This is a genomic window from Pseudoalteromonas sp. S1612 (assembly GCF_005887175.1).
In the GTDB taxonomy this organism is placed as follows: domain Bacteria; phylum Pseudomonadota; class Gammaproteobacteria; order Enterobacterales; family Alteromonadaceae; genus Pseudoalteromonas; species Pseudoalteromonas undina.
The window spans coordinates 169,650-185,057 of record NZ_PNDH01000032.1; the positions used below are offsets into that span (position 1 = coordinate 169,650).

Here is a 15,408-nt window from a genome sequence, read left to right on the forward strand (position 1 = left end):
GGGTAAACGTTAGACGTTTCGAGTCTAGTGACTCGATAATGGAGTTTCGAATGAATTCTAAAAATAAAAAACACCTTGATCCGGTGCAAGCACAAGCGCGTCGTGAACAGGTATTAACAGCGGCTGCTGATTGCTTTCATCGCAAAGGTTATCATGGCGCAGGTATGGCTGAAATAGCAAGAACAGCAGGTATGAGCGCAGGCCATATTTATAACTATTTTGATAGTAAAGAAGCAATAATCGAAAGTATTATTGAAAAAGATATGGAAGAAATGTTCTCCATATTTCAAGAGTTTGAAGATCAACCTGGTGATATTTTAACTGTGTTACTTGATGGTCTACATCATGGCGTACAGCGTCATATGGACACTGGGGCCTGCGTTATTGACCTAGATATGATGGCAGAGGCGAGTAGAAACAAAAAAGTTGCTTTACTACTACGCGAGGCTGACACGCAAGCACGTAACAGAATGCGGGATTTATTAGTCAGTGAAAGCAGTTTAATAAAATCACACTCAGAGCAAGAATTAGAGAGCCGTATTAATGTGATTTTTTCAGTGATGGCAGGATTGTTATTACGAAAAATGCTGTTTCCTGAGTTAACAGAAGAAACCGTGCTTATCGCACTGCGTCCAGCAATGAAAACATTACTTATGCCATTTGATAAAAATTAGAATAAGAATGAGCAGAGGAAAATTAGGCTAACCTTTTTGTGGGTTAGCCTAAATGTTATTCATTAATAACGCTCTATTGACCATTGCAGAGCGATTAGAGCAATCAAGATTGAACCTGAAGGCATTAACCACTTTTGATACCAATTATAGTTTCTTAGGTAAATAAGTATTGGTAAACTGATACACAAAATACTCAGTTGACCCAATTCAACACCGAGGTTAAAAGCAATAATACTTAGCAGCTGGTAGTCTTCTGACAAGCCTAGTTCACCGAGGACACTTGCAAATCCCATCCCATGAAGTAACCCAAAACCAAAAGTAAGCCAGCCTAAACGTATTACGACGGGCCAAACATTATTAAGTGCTGCAAACAATACTGACACTGCAATTCCTAATTCTACCCAGCGACTATTTGGGGAGACAAGGTTCATAGCTGTGGCTGTAAGCGTAATAGAGTGTGCCAGTGTGAACGCGGTGACTATCCATGCAGTGTGTTTTATGATTTTTATTTTAGAGCTACTTCTTTGCCATGTTTTATCTCGTCTTACCAACACGCAAGTAAGTAACAATACAATTAAAAATAAAATATGGTCTATACCAATCCAAATATGTAACACGCCTTGGTAAACATATTGATTAAAGGTTTCTAGGTAGCTTGTTTGTTCAAAATTAAATGCTTGTTTTTGGTTATGATAGTCAAATACACGCGACACACCGTTGATGTTAACGATAGATTTATGGCTAGCATCGCGGTTAAAAAAAGCTGAGTATGTAAGTAAGGTTGTAGTCTTATTATCGCAATAAAAGCGAATAGGAATTTGCAAATAAGGTTGATTAAAGTGAGTATCGAGCTTAAACGGGCCTTCATTATTTAAAAGGCAGGCTTTTAAGTCTTGGGTAAAACTTATGTTTTGTTCAACAAATTGAGTAAGTGAGCTACGTTTTGCTTTTATTTCGGCCCATGTAATTTGCCCATCGTTGTTTAAATCAAGTGCTACTGCATGTTCTAAGTCAGCGATACTGATTTGCCAGTGACCAATATATTGCGTTTTATCTATATTGTTATTTAACACGATATAACTGGTACTTAACTGGTGTGCAAAGCCATTGTTTGTAAAAGCGAACAAACATAAAGCGAAAAAACATAGATAAGTTGATCTCATAGCTTACCTCGTAGCATTGCTTGTGCATCTTTAAGTAACTGCTGATCCATACTCATCTTTGCTTGTTGCCAATTAATGTTTGCCCAGTACAATGCTTTGTCGGGGTTTGGCTGAATATTAATGTAATATTTAGCTAGTTCACTGGCGTGGAAAGTATCTTGGCGAATTTCGCGTAAAGAGACTCTTTCAGCCATCATTTTTTGCCATTTTTGCCCGTGTGTTTTTAGATCTTTTTCTGCAATAGCTAGCCTAAGCAACAGCGCATCCTCTAAATTAGTATTATCGTCAACCAATGTGCTTAGGCTGTTAATAATATGCTCAGAGTTATTAAGTCTAAGCTGAATATCAGCCCATAAAACAACAAGGCTCACAGGCATGTTCGATAATTTTATATGATTAATATGAGAGAGTGCTTTTTTATAGTGACCCATTCGGTAACTCATTTCACTTAACACATGTTTGGTTGCAAGATTTGTTTCTTTGTTATCAACTATTTTTAATAGCGATTGATAGCTTTGTTGAACATTTTTCTGTTGGCTTTGTATATCAAGCACACAGGTACTTGCAGTGAGGGTACTTACTAAACCAATTAAAGATATACAGTGTTTTGTTGCTGCTTCAAAACGCCCTTGCGTCATAAAAATATTTGCTAGTAGTAAATGGCTATTAACATGGTTAGGATCGTCATCTATTGCCTCTTTTGCAATATTTATGGCTTGCTCGAATAAATGTTCTTTTTGTAATATACGTGCATACAGATAGCTTACTTCTGAAGTGGGGTTTTCCTGATATAGCTTTACTAAATGTGTTTTAAGGGCCCCTTGTAACCGCTCAGATTGGCCTGAGAATTGACTGTTGTCGAGTAAGTTCTTTATCTCTTCAACAGAAAGAGATGCTTTTAATTTAGTGTTACTAGTTGCAATAACTGCATCATCCTTTGGTACAAAAGGTGCGCCTTGTAGAGTGAGCGGCATTAAAAAGACAGCGATAAAAGTGAATGGCAAATATAAAGGTAAGTGCATTATTTTCTCCTAAAAGTTAGCCTTCCTTGGCTAGTCAGTTGATTGATTAATTTCCGTTTGCTGAAATCAGATCACCAACATCAGTATCTGTATTGGTAAATACTCTACCATTCACAGACAATGGCTCAGCCGTAGGCTGTTGATTTAAAGCATCCGTGGCAAACTGTGCAAATTCAACTTGCAACGCTTCAATAGTGATGCTCACAGTGGCGTTTACTTGTGAACTTATGCCATCGCTTACGCCAAACGTAAAGCTGTCTGTACCTGTTGTCTCTTTATTAGGGGTGTAAGTAAAACTACCATCGCTATTTACTTCAACAACACCTAACGTAGGCTCACTTGATAGTGAGTAACTTAATGTGTCGCCATCTATATCAGTGGCTCTGAGCATATCAGAGATACTGACCTCTGTTTGAGTGGTGAGTATTACATCACTTGCTGAGGGCGCAGAGTTGGTTATAGTTGGTGATTTATTTTTGTCGTCATCGTTACTGCATGCTGCCATAATCAGGCTTACAGATAGTATACAGACATGACGTAAATTTAGATTATGCATTAGTTCACTCCTTATTTAGAGCCTGCAAGCGGCGTTGCAAGGTAAGGGAATGTGGCATTCATCATTGATGCATTAACAGGTGCGCCATCAGTAAATGGCACAGTGCCTACGTTTGCATCTTCTGGAGTACACAGCCCTAAATCAGTATCTGTACCTGCAACGGGGATAGGGTGGCACAAACGCCCCATTACAACTCGTAGCGCAATATCTACAACATCATCACCAGGGCGTCGTCCATTCGGGAAACCAGCTAAGTCGTCACCTGCAACGCCAAATGCTGATTGGTCGGCCTGCGCAGTCGCTGCAATAGCGGTATTTAGACGCAGCATTTCTGAAGGTGTTACCGTTGCTTGTTGGTTTACCCCTGCAAAGCCTGTCAAAAATGCAGTAATTAAATCTGTGCGTGGAAAATTAGTGGGCGCAAGAGTCTCTAGGCTAGCACCTAGTGTTGTATTAACCGCATCTTTAAATAAGATATTCAGAAGCTCGGGTAAAGAGGGGTGTGATACATAATCTAAAAATTGTCCATCGTCTTTAGGGTGAGATGTTGAGAATGTATCTTTATCTTTAATGCCAATTACAAGCTCATTGACTAGCGGGTTACCTAATCGAGAAACCTGAGTCAATGCCCCTCCATTAACCGCATTATTTGCAAATTTTGCATTAGGGTTAAGCACGCGAGCTTGAGGTAAACTAGCTGTTGTCCACGAACCAATGACTTGATTACCTTCGCCTACAATGCAGGCTTTTGGTACTTCAATAGCTATTGACGTAACATTTTTGTCTGCGAGATCATCATTATCGGCTGATTGGGTTATACCGCCTGGGAAACCTCCACCATCGGCTGCCCCTGGCGAGCTGTCACCTTCAACTGGAACATAATTAACTAAATCAAAAGTTTTACCTAAGTTAACTACAAATGGGTCTTTACGTTGACCGACAAAAACTCTCGCCATGCCTTCACAGTCGGGTATGGCAACTTGATAGACAAACTGATCAGCATAGGCTTGATATTCTGTCATCGATCCAAAGGTTTTATTACCTACATAATCAAGTGGTTTAGAGAACGAGCTAGAGTTTGTAGTGGTATTATTTAGGGTTGTGGTAGTGCCAGTTCGTTGTGGTCCGCTGATCATGGTCATACTGTAGGACTCGCTAAAGTTTACAGCAGCGTCATTACCTGCAGAGATGCCGCCAACATTTTTAAGAGGTACTGAAACGGTCCGCTGATTACCCTCTGGTCCTACAGTCAGTTGTACCCCTTGATTATCATTTGGCAGCATACTTTCAAAGTTAAACGCAAATGTAATATCTTCTATAGCGTCTCCATTATTGTCAAGGTGGATGCTATAAGTAGCATCAGGGTCCATTGCAAAGTAATTTGGGCCACCATAAGCATCTTGTAAGGGAATGTAGTTTGCGATGAGGGTTACGTAATCGCCTCGGCCTTGCTCATAACTATTAAATATATAAAAATCGGTAGAGTCTAAAGTTGGGAAGCGGCTTATATTTGGTGCTTCTCTATGGCTAGATGCTTCACTTGGTGCACTTATAAATGTACTGCATACCATTACTGCAAGTATTGATGGAGTAAAAGCTTTCATGACTTTGTCCTTTAGTTTTGTTTGAAGTCATAGCTAATAACGGACAGGATAGTTAAGTGGATGCAAAAAAGTTAAAAGTATTTATTTTTTGTTACTTTTTATGCTGATCGCTTGAATTAAAGCGACCAGCATCAGTTTATAAAAGTACTAATTCTGTGGTGTATAGTACCTTAGTAGGTAAACCATTCGGTGAACCGCCAACGGGTTCTAAACTAACCGCTAATAATGTTATGTCGGTTGCTTTAAATAGTTTACTTTTGAGAATAGTTTTATCGCCATTTTTGGGTAATAAACCAAGGGAGACAGGGGTATCTTGCCCTTTAAGTATCATCCACAGTTCGTAGTCTCTATCTGTTCGCGCTATTAGTTGGTTACTCGCTTTAATAGAGAGCTCATGGTTACTTACATTTATAAACCACAACGGTTGCTCAGTTTGATTTTTTACTAAAGCTATTTGTTGTGTCTGCTTACTGTTGGTAGTAGCTTGAGTAACTAAAACAGCTAAAATAATACATGCGGCGGTCGCTAAAAATGACCATGCACGCCAAATAGAAGGTTTTATTATTAGCTGTGATTTTTCTAATTGTGGTTTATGTTCGATACGCCGCATTATCTCATGCCATGTGGCATCTGATGGTGTTTGTGGGCTAATAGCACTCGCTAGGTTATTAAGGTTTTGCTCCCATATATTGGTCGCTTCTCTCGCTTTATTTGAAACTAGCATGAGTCGCTGAAAACGTTTACGCGCCAAGCCGGTTAATGTGCCAAGTACATACTCTGCAGCAAGCGAGTTAAGTAATTCTGGTTTGTTATAGTTCATATTGTTAAACACCTTTGTAACTGTACTAAACCTCTGCGAATCCAGCTCTTAACTGTTCCTAATGGTGTGTCAATATGATTCACGAGTTCTCTATGGCTTAACCCTTTGTAGTAGGCAAGGTGGATAGCATGCTTTTGTTGTGGTTCTAGTTGTTCGATACAGTCGACTAATTTAGTGTTTTCATCATAATTGACATCAACGATGTGAGTATCTTGTTGATCCTCAGCTAAGGGTTCTTCCTTACGGACTTTATAATACCTGAGTAGATCAAGGCTTCTGTAGCGAATAATACTAATCATCCAGCTTATTACAGTTCCTTTGGAGGCGTTATACTCAGACGCATTATGCCAAACTTTAATAAACGCATCTTGTAGTGCTTCTTCAGCATGAGCTCTGTTAGACAACATATTAAAACTAATTGCAAAGAGTTTGCCGCTCGTTTTCTGATATAAACGTGAAAAAGCATGTTTGTCTCCTTGTGCCGTTGCACACAGCAAAGAAAGTAATTCGTTATTTTCCATAATTATCCTATTTTTTATTATTAGTATTAGAACGAGTAAACACGATATTTAGATGCAAAAAGTTGAAAATTAAAATTTATCAATATTTTTTATATAGATAGCAATCAAAGAGCATAGTATGCTTTTATCATACTGTGAATAATTTATTCGATGAGATGTAAAAACTGCATACCATGTTAATCTTTCTTATGTTGATTTAACTTAGAACTACCGATGCAGAGCAGGTAGCTAGCTAAGTTACTACCTAAGTTTACTAATGGCATAATGATTGCTGGATATGATGATCATTTAAAAGTGTAACACCAATAAAAAGGAAAAATTATGTGGGCTGCAGTAAGTTATCTTGTAACAGCATTGGTATTTATAGTATTGGGATTAACCGTTAACTCCATTTACTTTGCAGTTGCGTTTTTTTGGACCGCACTTTCGCTACTATTAGTCAGCGGCGCTTATTTTTTCAACGCAGGGAAAGTATTTAGAAAACGCGAAAATGGCGTTATCCCTTTTTACATTCGCTGGGCCTTTGTGCCTTTTTTATTAGGTGCGCAAATTTATAATGCGTGGTCACGTAAGCGTGACAAAGTACCGCCTATTCAGCAAATAAATGATAACCTATTTTTAGCATGTCGTTTGTTCCCCTCAGATATAGACACATTGAAAGAAAATGGCATTACCGCTATTTTGGACGTTACCTGTGAATTTGATGGCCTTGAATGGACATCTACCCAAGAAAATATCGATTATTTGAATATTCCTGTTCTTGATCACAGTGTGCCTACACACTCACAGTTAAACCAAGCCATTAACTGGATCCATCATCATATTAAAAAAGACCGTCGTGTTGTGGTGCATTGTGCATTAGGGCGTGGACGCTCGGTGTTTGTTATGGCAGCGTATTTATTGAGTCAAAATAAAGATGCGGATGTGCATAATATTCTTGCACAAATAAAAGAAACACGTGAAACTGCGAACCTTAACAAACGCCAATTACGCCATTTAGTTAAGCGCCACCGTAAGGGGGAGCTACTGATAAAAAACAAAGCGTACTTAATTGCTAATCCGGTTTCAGGCACTAAGTTGTGGTCTGAAAAAGAGCATTTAATTGTTGCGCGTTTATCTGCGTATTACGATTTAACCATTTTAAAAACTACGCCAGAACAAAATGGCATTACATTGGCTAAACAGGCTATAGAAAGCCACCCCGATATTATTATTGCTTGTGGTGGCGATGGAACTGTAACTGAGGTTGCCAGTGTGTTGGTAGGTACTTCTTGTCGATTAGGAATAATACCACTGGGCACAGCAAATGCACTCGCTCATGTATTAATGGGGATAAAATCTAAATTTATTCCTGTTGAGCAAGCATGTGATTTAATTATTGATGGTCAAGCTAACCTTATTGATACCGCGTATTGTAATGATGAGCTGATGCTGTTATTAATTGGTATTGGCTTTGAGCATGCAATGATTGAAAAAGCGGATCGAGAGTCTAAAAATAAATCAGGTCAACTTGCTTATTTAAATGGTTTTTTACACTCATTTGGCGAAAATAAAGCGCAACAGCTGATAGTTAAATTAGATGATAATGAGCCTGAGACTATTAATACAAATAGTTTTATTGTGGCAAATGCTGCGCCATTTACTACGTTATTAGCACAAGGGGGCGGGCAACCCGATCACCGCGATGGGTTATTGGATGTAAATTGGTTAACGCCAAACAAAGATAATGAAACCACGGTATTAAGTATTGCTGAGCTGATGTTTAGCAGTATTACGCAAACGCATCTTGCTATTAACTCGCATTATACCAATGCAAAACGTGTAGAAATAAGCGCAGATGAAACGCTAAATTACGTGATTGATGGCGAGGTTAAATCTGCAGATAAAGTGGTGGTGAGCATTAACCCTGCGTCGTTAAATGTAATATGCCAAGAGCAAACACCTGATTAGAAAGGCGTATGTATTACGCCATTGCTATTTTTTGAGCCTTTTATTTTTTAATAGAAGGCCATACAAAACCTGATGTATCAGGTTGTGAGGATTCTGACTGCTTAGTCGGTTTATTTCTAGGTTTACGTAACGGCTTGTTATTAATGGTATGGATATAAAGCGCTTCTACTTTATCTCTTGCCCAAGGCGTTTTACGTAAAAATTTTAAGCTTGATTTTATACTTGGCGAATCTGTAAAACATTTGATATTTACTTGCTCGCCCATTGCTTTGAAGCCTAAACGTTGTTCTAGTTCAACAAGAATTTGCTCTAAAGTTACCCCATGAAGCGGGTTTTTTGGTTGATTATTCATAGTCACACTGCTTTTTTAAACTGCATGTATTGTAGCGTATCCCACCGCATCTTAATAGTTTAGAGATGGCTGACAAATCCCAGATTGTTAATCTTGATTAATTTACAGTAATAGTAGAGGGCTTCTTTGGATAAATAAGGTTACCTTGTTTATCGAGCTTTAGCCAAATTAACTGACTGTTGTTATGTTGGGGGTATTTAGCAGCACAAATAAGCGTAACAGAATGAACTTGCAGTATGGCACCTTCGCTATAGCGTTTATTATCATACCAGCACTCAGTATTAGTGTTTATAAGCTGGGTAGCATCAACAATAGGAAGCGTTTGTATTGTGTTAGCGTAGCTTAAAGCTGAAAAACACAAGCATAAAACAGCAATAATAAAAGTAAAATAATAACGCATGAATAACCTCAAGGTGTTTAAAATAACTACACTTAGCAAAAAAACATGCTAGGGTAAGTAAGACAACTTCAGTAAAACACAGAACAATAAAAAGGTGAACATATATGCTATTTAATCAAACGATGATTGACGAATTTACACTACTTGCCAAATTCCCACGCGAAAGCAAAATGCAGGGGATTAAACTCCATTCAGATGCTGAACCCGCTTTACTGAGCGCAGCACAACGTTTGTTTGATAAAGGCGTTATTGATAGCCCAGATGGCGGTTATTTAACTGATCTGGGCTTAGACTTAATTGAGCACGTCACTGTAATACACAGTGCGTTAAAAAGTTAGTTTGCGTCGGGTTGATTTTCTGGGGCTGCATCAATAAAGGCGTCCAACTCATTACAACGCTGATAAACGGCTGCTATTTTAGGGTAGGCAGCCATATCTACTTTAAAGCGAATGGCATTAAATACCTGTGGCACTAAACATACATCAGCTAAGCTTGGCGAGTCGCCTGCGCAAAATGTATTTTTGCTATCGAGCATTTGTTCTATTTTTTCAAAACCAACTTCAACCCAGTGTCGGTACCACTTATTTTTTGCTTCATCATCAACATTAAGTTCACTACTTAAATATTTAAGCACTCGCAAATTATCAATAGGATGGATATCACAGGCAATTGCATAACTTAAATTGCGAATGTGTGCTTTTTGCCAAGCATTACCTTGCAGTAATGGTGTTTCAGGGTATTGCTCTTCAAGGTACTCTAAAATTGCTAGAGATTGACCTAATACGCCGTCTTCTGTTTCTAAAGCCGGTAACAGTCCTTGTAGGTTTTTTTGTAAGTAATCTGTGCTTTGCTGTTCTGATTTTAATAAGTTAACAGGTACCAATTGATGCTCAATATTTTTTAGATTTAATGCGATTCGCACACGATACGCTGCAGATGAGCGAAAATAAGTATAAAGCTTCATAATCTGATTATCCTTGATTGCCATTAAAGTGTTTTTTGATTGTACGCCAGCAATCAGTGTAATTAGCTTGGCGCTCTTTACCTTCTAATGCGTATTTAGTCGGCGATATTACATAACGTGACTCAAACATAAACGCCAACGTATTATCGTAGCGTTGTGGCTCTAAATCGGCGTTTGATGCTTTTTCAAATACGTCTGCTTCAGGACCATGCGGCGACATACAGTTGTGTAAGCTCATGCCACCTGGCACAAAGCCATGCTCTTTTGCATCATATACCCCTTCTATTAAGCCCATAAACTCACTCATAATATTACGGTGATAGTAAGGCGGGCGGAAGGTGTTTTCAGCCACCATCCAACGCGGTGGGAAAATAGCAAAATCGATATTCGCAACGCCCTCAGTACCCGATGGTGAAGTGAGTACGGTAAAGATTGAAGGGTCGGGGTGATCAAAGCTAACGGTATTCATGACATTAAAGCGAGCTAAGTCGTATTTATAAGGCGCACTATTGCCTGTCCAAGCAACAACATCCAGAGGAGAATGACCAATATCACAACGAAACATATTGCCATTAAATTTAGCAATCAGTTCAAAATCACCCTCAATATCTTCAAAAGCCGCTACTGGATAGTGAAAGTCACGATCATTCGCATAACCGTTGGCACCCACAGGGCCGCGCTCAGCAAGGACATAAGCATGACCATAGTTTTCACAAATATAGCCACGCGCAGTGTCGGTTACTAACATTACTTGAAATTTAATACCACGCGGAATAACGGCAATTTCTCCTGCTTTAATAGTTAAATGCCCAAGTTCTGTTTTAAGTAGTAGTTCACCTTGCTGCGGTACAAATAACATTTCGCCATCGGCGTTATAAAAAAAGCGCTTGTCCATTGATTTATTGGCGACATAAACATGAATGCCAATACCCGCTTGACCATTAGCGTTACCATTAGCGGCCATGGTGATAAGCCCGTCTACAAAATCTGTAGGTTTTGTTGGTACATCAATTGGATCCCAGCGGAGCATGGTTGGTGGAGTCGGTACTTCGGTAATGGGAGCGGTTCTAATTAAGCCATTGTCTATGGCTGTATAATCGCCTTGCACAACCGATGGGCGAATACGATACATCCAAGTGCGGCGGTTATCAGAGCGCGGAGCGGTAAATGCAGTGGTACTGAATTGCTCCGCGTATAAATCATATTTTACTTTTTGCGGACTGAATTGCCCAATCGGTAATGCACCAGGCAGCGCTTCGGTTTCAAATTCATTGCCAAAGCCGGTCATGTAGTTTAATCGTGTCGCCATTACAGACTCCTGTGAAAGTGGGGGAGTGTTATGTTTTTGTTATTTACGCTAAGATACTCTCAAGTGAGACTAATATCAAATACACTGCTTATGACCGTTGTAAATAAAAGTGAACAGATAAAAGTCGTATGTAAATAAATAAGTGATTCAATATGAAAATAGATTTAACGACATTTTTACCCTATCAATTAACACACTTAGCAACACAGGTAAGTAATGATTTTTCGAGTATTTATAAAAAAGAGTTTGATTTAACTATTCCTCAGTGGCGAATAATGGCTAATTTAGCGCAATCAGGCCAAAGCACAGCAAAACAGTTATGTATTCAAGCAGATATGGATAAGTCGACAGTATCAAGGGCAGTAAAAACGCTAATAGATGAAGGGCTTATTTATAGTGAGTTAAATAAGTATGATAAGCGCGCTGCATTTTTAATGTTAACTGATAAGGGCATGGCTTTGTATGAAAAAATAACGCCACAGGCATTGCAGTGGGAGCGTGCATTATTAAGCAGCTTGTCGGATGATGAACAAAGCCAGTTAATCGCTATTTTTGAAAAATTAAAAAATAAATTACAGGCATAAAAAAGCCCACAAAGTGGGCTTTTAAATAGACTAATTTAATTAATCAAATTAGAACGTGTAACGAACACCTACACGCATTTCCCATAAAGAGGCATCGCGTTGAACAGATTGCTCAGCACTACGTGCACTGAAGTCTGAGTAAACGTATTGACCTTGATCATTCGTTTTAACTTTAAGCATTCTATTACCTACGAATGAGCCTTTTCTTAATACACCCCAGTCATCGTTTAACATATTAGTTAAGTTATCGATTACGAAGAATGCTTCACCTTTATGGCCGTCCATAAAGCCTGGTAACTCTTGAGTAATTTTAAAGTTAAATTTAACGAACCAATCAGAGTTCTGTTGGTTACGACCTGCGATTTCACCACGCTTAAGACCTTCAGATGCGATAAAGTCGTTAAACTCGTTGATTTCATCAGCACTCATGTCGTAGATCACATTAGGATCGTTCTCAAGCGGTACATATAGCAATTGACGCGAGCGATTAGAGTTTGCGTCACCAAATGCACTATCGCTTCCGTTAAATGTGAAGCTATAAGGTAAACCTTTGTATGCTTCACCAAATAGGTTGAAGCGAGTGTTATAACCATCAAAGAACTCGTGCTTATAACCTAGGTTTAATGTAAAGCGATGTGGGATTTCGTAATCAGAAGATGCCACGCCAGGGTTACCCGGGTTTGATGTTGCTAGGTTACCGTAGTTTGAGCTGGCTACAGAACTAGTCATTGGGTTTACATCATCAGCATCAGTGTAAGCGTAAGAGAACTGCATACTTACGCCGTTATCGAATGCTTTGCTTACTGCTGCAGAAATAATTGATGATGAACCGCTATCACCGTTAACATTAGTCAATAATAGCTCGCCATCACGACCTTCAATTGATTCATACAATGGACGACCGTCAAAACTTACTTCACCAGTAGGGCGAAGTGCGATATCTCGTAATGTAGCTGCATCGCGCTTATCAGTGTAAAGGTAATCTAGAGCAATTACATAATCGTTTTCAGTAGTGTAGGTTGCACCAATCGAATATTTCCATTCTGATGGAATTTCAAAGTTAGGATCTACTGCATTTGTTGTAGCATCACCTGAACCAATTTCAGTATTCGCTACTTTATCAAACATATCTTGTGGAACGTCATAACCTGGCGTACCACCGTTTACATTCGGTGTATCAAATAAATCTACAAATGTTTTAGCATCGTCACCAGTACCTACTACGTAAGAGTTACTGATATCGCCAATTCTAGCTCCGATATTTGTGATGCCATCATTTGAATATGAGTTAGACAACCATACATTTGGGTTACCGCCTGAGAACAAGCCAACACCTGCACGCACTTCTAGTGCATCGGTTGCATACCACTCAAAACCTACACGTGGTTGAATTAAATCAATACCGTCAAACGTTGACTGGTTACTAAAACCGTAGCGATCAGTATAGTTTTGGTTTAATGCTGGTTTGTCATCGCTTGAATAACTATCATAACGAAGACCAAATGTTAATGATGCATCGATATCTGAAAAGCTGTATTCATCTTGTACATAGAATGTATTTTGTGAGTAAGCGAAGTTAGCAGCTGCATCTGTTGGATCATTTGTGCCTGCTGCATTATTGTAATACACAGCACTTGCTATACCTTCCTTGTAATCATCGATAGATGCAAAACGCCACTCACCCTCAGTATGCTGTACGAATTGGTTAAATACTTCTAACTTTTCATACTCAAAACCAGCAGTAATCGTGTGTTGATCAAGGTAGTAAGTACCTGAGAACTTAGCTGTTGTGGTGTCGTAGTTTAAATCATTTGATTGACGAGAGTCATCAGGACCTACGTAAACAGTGGCAGCTTTAGTATTGATTTGGAACTCACCAAAGCTGCTTGCCGCGTCTAAAGATTCAACACGAGCGTCAAGCTCTGATTTACCTAAGCGAACTTCAGTTGAGAAATCATCATTCCAATCAGAGTAAAGTGATGCAACAATTGAAGTAAACTCAGCACCTTGCTCATAAAAGTGGCTGTCAAATGCAAGCTCATCACCATCAGCATCAGATTGCGATAAAGTAAAGCCATCATTGTAGTTATAAATTAGGTTAGCACGGTGATCATCGTTGATGTTCCAATCTAATTTTACTAAGATTTTTTCATCTTCTACTGGTGAGCTTGCTGGTGTAGCACCGGCTTCGTAACCGTAAACATCACGTGTAATCTGTCTAATTTCATCAATTTCTGCAGAAGACACTAAAGATGAATAGTTAAACTGTTTAACACCTTCAAGTTTTTCGTAAGAGGTGAATAAGAAAAGCGTATCATTGATTAGTGGTAAGCCAACGTTGAAACCATAACGCTTTTCACTGAAGTCACCGTTATCAACGTCATTACCTTCAATCTTATCGCCTTTCATTGAATCGTTAGTGTAATCGTAGAATACACCACCGTGAATGTCGTTGCCGCCAGATTTGGTAACTGCATTGATGTTACATGATGTAAAACCACCATATTGAACATCAAATGGTGCTAATTCTACTGCTACTTGCTCGATTGAATCAAAAGAGAATGGAGCGCGAATTGTAGGGTAACCGTTTGAGCTTAAGCCAAAGTTATCGTTCATGCGAACGCCATCAAGGGTTAAGCTGTTAAAGCGTGGGTTACCACCACCACAGTTGATTGAACCACGGCTATCATCGATAGCAACACGAGGGTCAATACGAATAATATCTTTTAAATCACGGTTAATAGCTGGTTGATTTTCAAGATCGCTTAACGTAAATGTTGAAGCAGGACCCGTACCACCAGACATAGTGCTTATAGGGCGACCTGTAACAACAATTTGCTCAATATCTGAGATATTTTCAAGTGAAGTATTAACAGGGTAGTCGCTACCAATGTTCAAAATAATATTATTGAACTCTTGGTCAGCGTAGATGTCTGAGTCTACGATTACTTTGTAAGGGCCGCCAACACGAAGACCTTTAGCAGTAAAGTAACCAGCGTCATTTACTTGCGTTGTTTTAACAGAGCCAGAAGGCACATGTAAAATTGTTACTTTAGTGCCGGCAGCAGGGTTACCGTTAGGGCCCATAATCTGCCCTTTAATTGCAGAAGTTGTTTCGTTTGCAATTGCAGCACCACTCACACCAACACATGCTGCTATAGCAAGTGATAGAGCTGTTTTGCGAAGTTGAATTTTCATTTTATTTTCCCGTGTAGTTAAATAAACTTTTAATAGCTTTTTTATTTTAATTTTGGACTAAGCGACCGCAAAATACACTTAATCCAAAATACTTACATAGTGTACCTTATTTGTTTGTTACAAATAAAATACAACTGTAATTTTTTTATTATAAAACACTTTATTTTTGAAATTTAGCATTTTATCTATGTTTCAATATTTTACCGTGCAGATAGTAAGTAGTTTTTATGACAAACAGATGAAAAGTTATTTTTTCCATAAAAAAAGCCATTACATGCATGTAATGGCTTT

General features: G+C 38.8%; 15 protein-coding genes. 4 read left to right on the forward strand and 11 right to left on the reverse strand.

The features are described from left to right. Positions 1–50: 50 nt before the first annotated feature. Positions 51–674: a TetR/AcrR family transcriptional regulator gene (locus tag CWB78_RS12555; protein WP_010389073.1), complete on the forward strand. Its 624-nt coding sequence runs from the start codon at positions 51–53 to the stop codon at positions 672–674. A 62-nt stretch (positions 675–736) separates the two neighbouring features. Here CWB78_RS12555 and CWB78_RS12560 read toward each other — a convergent pair whose 3' ends face one another. From CWB78_RS12560 to CWB78_RS12585, 6 genes are all read right to left on the reverse strand, one after another. Beyond that, positions 737–1,837: a HupE/UreJ family protein gene (locus CWB78_RS12560; RefSeq protein ID WP_138595872.1), complete on the reverse strand. Its 1,101-nt coding sequence runs from the start codon at positions 1,835–1,837 to the stop codon at positions 737–739. After that, positions 1,834–2,859, reverse strand: coding sequence for a tetratricopeptide repeat protein (locus tag CWB78_RS12565; RefSeq protein ID WP_138595874.1), 1,026 nt, complete (start codon positions 2,857–2,859; stop codon positions 1,834–1,836). The genes CWB78_RS12560 and CWB78_RS12565 overlap by 4 nt, the downstream gene beginning before the upstream one ends. Before the next feature lie 46 nt (positions 2,860–2,905). Further along, a complete protein-coding gene (locus tag CWB78_RS12570) occupies positions 2,906–3,415 on the reverse strand; it encodes a cadherin-like domain-containing protein (protein ID WP_138595876.1) in 510 nt (169 codons plus the stop codon). A gap of 11 nt (positions 3,416–3,426) precedes the next feature. Beyond that, positions 3,427–5,019, reverse strand: a complete 1,593-nt coding sequence (locus tag CWB78_RS12575) for a DUF4331 domain-containing protein (RefSeq protein WP_138595878.1) — start codon at positions 5,017–5,019, stop codon at positions 3,427–3,429. A 136-nt stretch (positions 5,020–5,155) separates the two neighbouring features. Then, entirely contained in the window at positions 5,156–5,839 is a 684-nt protein-coding gene (locus tag CWB78_RS12580) for an anti-sigma factor (protein ID WP_138595880.1), read from the reverse strand. Beyond that, complete coding sequence (locus CWB78_RS12585) at positions 5,836–6,360, reverse strand: sigma-70 family RNA polymerase sigma factor (protein WP_075170279.1); 525 nt, start codon at positions 6,358–6,360, stop codon at positions 5,836–5,838. Before CWB78_RS12585 ends, CWB78_RS12580 begins: the two co-directional genes overlap by 4 nt. A gap of 321 nt (positions 6,361–6,681) precedes the next feature. On the opposite strand from CWB78_RS12585, the gene CWB78_RS12590 reads away from it, so the two are divergent. Further along, positions 6,682–8,310 carry a diacylglycerol kinase family protein gene (locus CWB78_RS12590; protein WP_138595882.1) on the forward strand — a complete coding sequence of 543 codons (1,629 nt, stop codon included), beginning with the start codon at positions 6,682–6,684 and terminating at the stop codon, positions 8,308–8,310. 40 nt (positions 8,311–8,350) lie between these two features. Here CWB78_RS12590 and CWB78_RS12595 read toward each other — a convergent pair whose 3' ends face one another. Both CWB78_RS12595 and CWB78_RS12600 read right to left on the reverse strand, forming a co-directional pair. After that, positions 8,351–8,662, reverse strand: a complete 312-nt coding sequence (locus CWB78_RS12595; protein ID WP_010389056.1) for a VF530 family protein — start codon at positions 8,660–8,662, stop codon at positions 8,351–8,353. A gap of 97 nt (positions 8,663–8,759) precedes the next feature. Further along, complete coding sequence (locus CWB78_RS12600; RefSeq protein ID WP_054201254.1) at positions 8,760–9,062, reverse strand: DUF1496 domain-containing protein; 303 nt, start codon at positions 9,060–9,062, stop codon at positions 8,760–8,762. Between the two features lie 104 nt (positions 9,063–9,166). On the opposite strand from CWB78_RS12600, the gene CWB78_RS12605 reads away from it, so the two are divergent. Further along, on the forward strand, positions 9,167–9,400 hold the full coding sequence (locus tag CWB78_RS12605; protein ID WP_008464346.1) for a TIGR02647 family protein: 234 nt from the start codon (positions 9,167–9,169) through the stop codon (positions 9,398–9,400). On the opposite strand, the gene maiA is transcribed toward CWB78_RS12605, so the two are convergent. Together maiA and hmgA are read right to left on the reverse strand one after the other, a co-directional pair. Beyond that, positions 9,397–10,026, reverse strand: coding sequence for a maleylacetoacetate isomerase (gene maiA / locus CWB78_RS12610; protein ID WP_138595884.1), 630 nt, complete (start codon positions 10,024–10,026; stop codon positions 9,397–9,399). The genes CWB78_RS12605 and maiA overlap by 4 nt on opposite strands. A gap of 7 nt (positions 10,027–10,033) precedes the next feature. Further along, the gene (gene hmgA, locus CWB78_RS12615; protein WP_138595886.1) at positions 10,034–11,335 is read right to left on the reverse strand and encodes a homogentisate 1,2-dioxygenase; all 1,302 of its coding nucleotides are present in this window, start codon (positions 11,333–11,335) and stop codon (positions 10,034–10,036) included. A gap of 152 nt (positions 11,336–11,487) precedes the next feature. On the opposite strand from hmgA, the gene CWB78_RS12620 reads away from it, so the two are divergent. Continuing rightward, entirely contained in the window at positions 11,488–11,919 is a 432-nt protein-coding gene (locus CWB78_RS12620; RefSeq protein ID WP_138595888.1) for a MarR family winged helix-turn-helix transcriptional regulator, read from the forward strand. Between the two features lie 48 nt (positions 11,920–11,967). Here the strand turns inward: CWB78_RS12620 and CWB78_RS12625 are convergent, their stop codons facing one another. After that, positions 11,968–15,117 carry a TonB-dependent receptor gene (locus CWB78_RS12625; RefSeq protein ID WP_138595890.1) on the reverse strand — a complete coding sequence of 1,050 codons (3,150 nt, stop codon included), beginning with the start codon at positions 15,115–15,117 and terminating at the stop codon, positions 11,968–11,970. Between the last annotated feature and the right edge of the window lie 291 nt (positions 15,118–15,408).

What these genes read in the sequence shown, in the direction of transcription:
- CWB78_RS12555 (WP_010389073.1), top strand. Translation starts at nt 51, where the DNA reads ATGAATTCTAAAAATAAAAAACACCTTGATCCGGTGCAAGCACAAGCG.
- CWB78_RS12560 (WP_138595872.1), bottom strand. Translation starts at nt 1,837, where the DNA reads ATGAGATCAACTTATCTATGTTTTTTCGCTTTATGTTTGTTCGCTTTT.
- CWB78_RS12565 (WP_138595874.1), bottom strand. Translation starts at nt 2,859, where the DNA reads ATGCACTTACCTTTATATTTGCCATTCACTTTTATCGCTGTCTTTTTA.
- CWB78_RS12570 (WP_138595876.1), bottom strand. Translation starts at nt 3,415, where the DNA reads ATGCATAATCTAAATTTACGTCATGTCTGTATACTATCTGTAAGCCTG.
- CWB78_RS12575 (WP_138595878.1), bottom strand. Translation starts at nt 5,019, where the DNA reads ATGAAAGCTTTTACTCCATCAATACTTGCAGTAATGGTATGCAGTACA.
- CWB78_RS12580 (WP_138595880.1), bottom strand. Translation starts at nt 5,839, where the DNA reads ATGAACTATAACAAACCAGAATTACTTAACTCGCTTGCTGCAGAGTAT.
- CWB78_RS12585 (WP_075170279.1), bottom strand. Translation starts at nt 6,360, where the DNA reads ATGGAAAATAACGAATTACTTTCTTTGCTGTGTGCAACGGCACAAGGA.
- CWB78_RS12590 (WP_138595882.1), top strand. Translation starts at nt 6,682, where the DNA reads ATGTGGGCTGCAGTAAGTTATCTTGTAACAGCATTGGTATTTATAGTA.
- CWB78_RS12595 (WP_010389056.1), bottom strand. Translation starts at nt 8,662, where the DNA reads ATGAATAATCAACCAAAAAACCCGCTTCATGGGGTAACTTTAGAGCAA.
- CWB78_RS12600 (WP_054201254.1), bottom strand. Translation starts at nt 9,062, where the DNA reads ATGCGTTATTATTTTACTTTTATTATTGCTGTTTTATGCTTGTGTTTT.
- CWB78_RS12605 (WP_008464346.1), top strand. Translation starts at nt 9,167, where the DNA reads ATGCTATTTAATCAAACGATGATTGACGAATTTACACTACTTGCCAAA.
- maiA (WP_138595884.1), bottom strand. Translation starts at nt 10,026, where the DNA reads ATGAAGCTTTATACTTATTTTCGCTCATCTGCAGCGTATCGTGTGCGA.
- hmgA (WP_138595886.1), bottom strand. Translation starts at nt 11,335, where the DNA reads ATGGCGACACGATTAAACTACATGACCGGCTTTGGCAATGAATTTGAA.
- CWB78_RS12620 (WP_138595888.1), top strand. Translation starts at nt 11,488, where the DNA reads ATGAAAATAGATTTAACGACATTTTTACCCTATCAATTAACACACTTA.
- CWB78_RS12625 (WP_138595890.1), bottom strand. Translation starts at nt 15,117, where the DNA reads ATGAAAATTCAACTTCGCAAAACAGCTCTATCACTTGCTATAGCAGCA.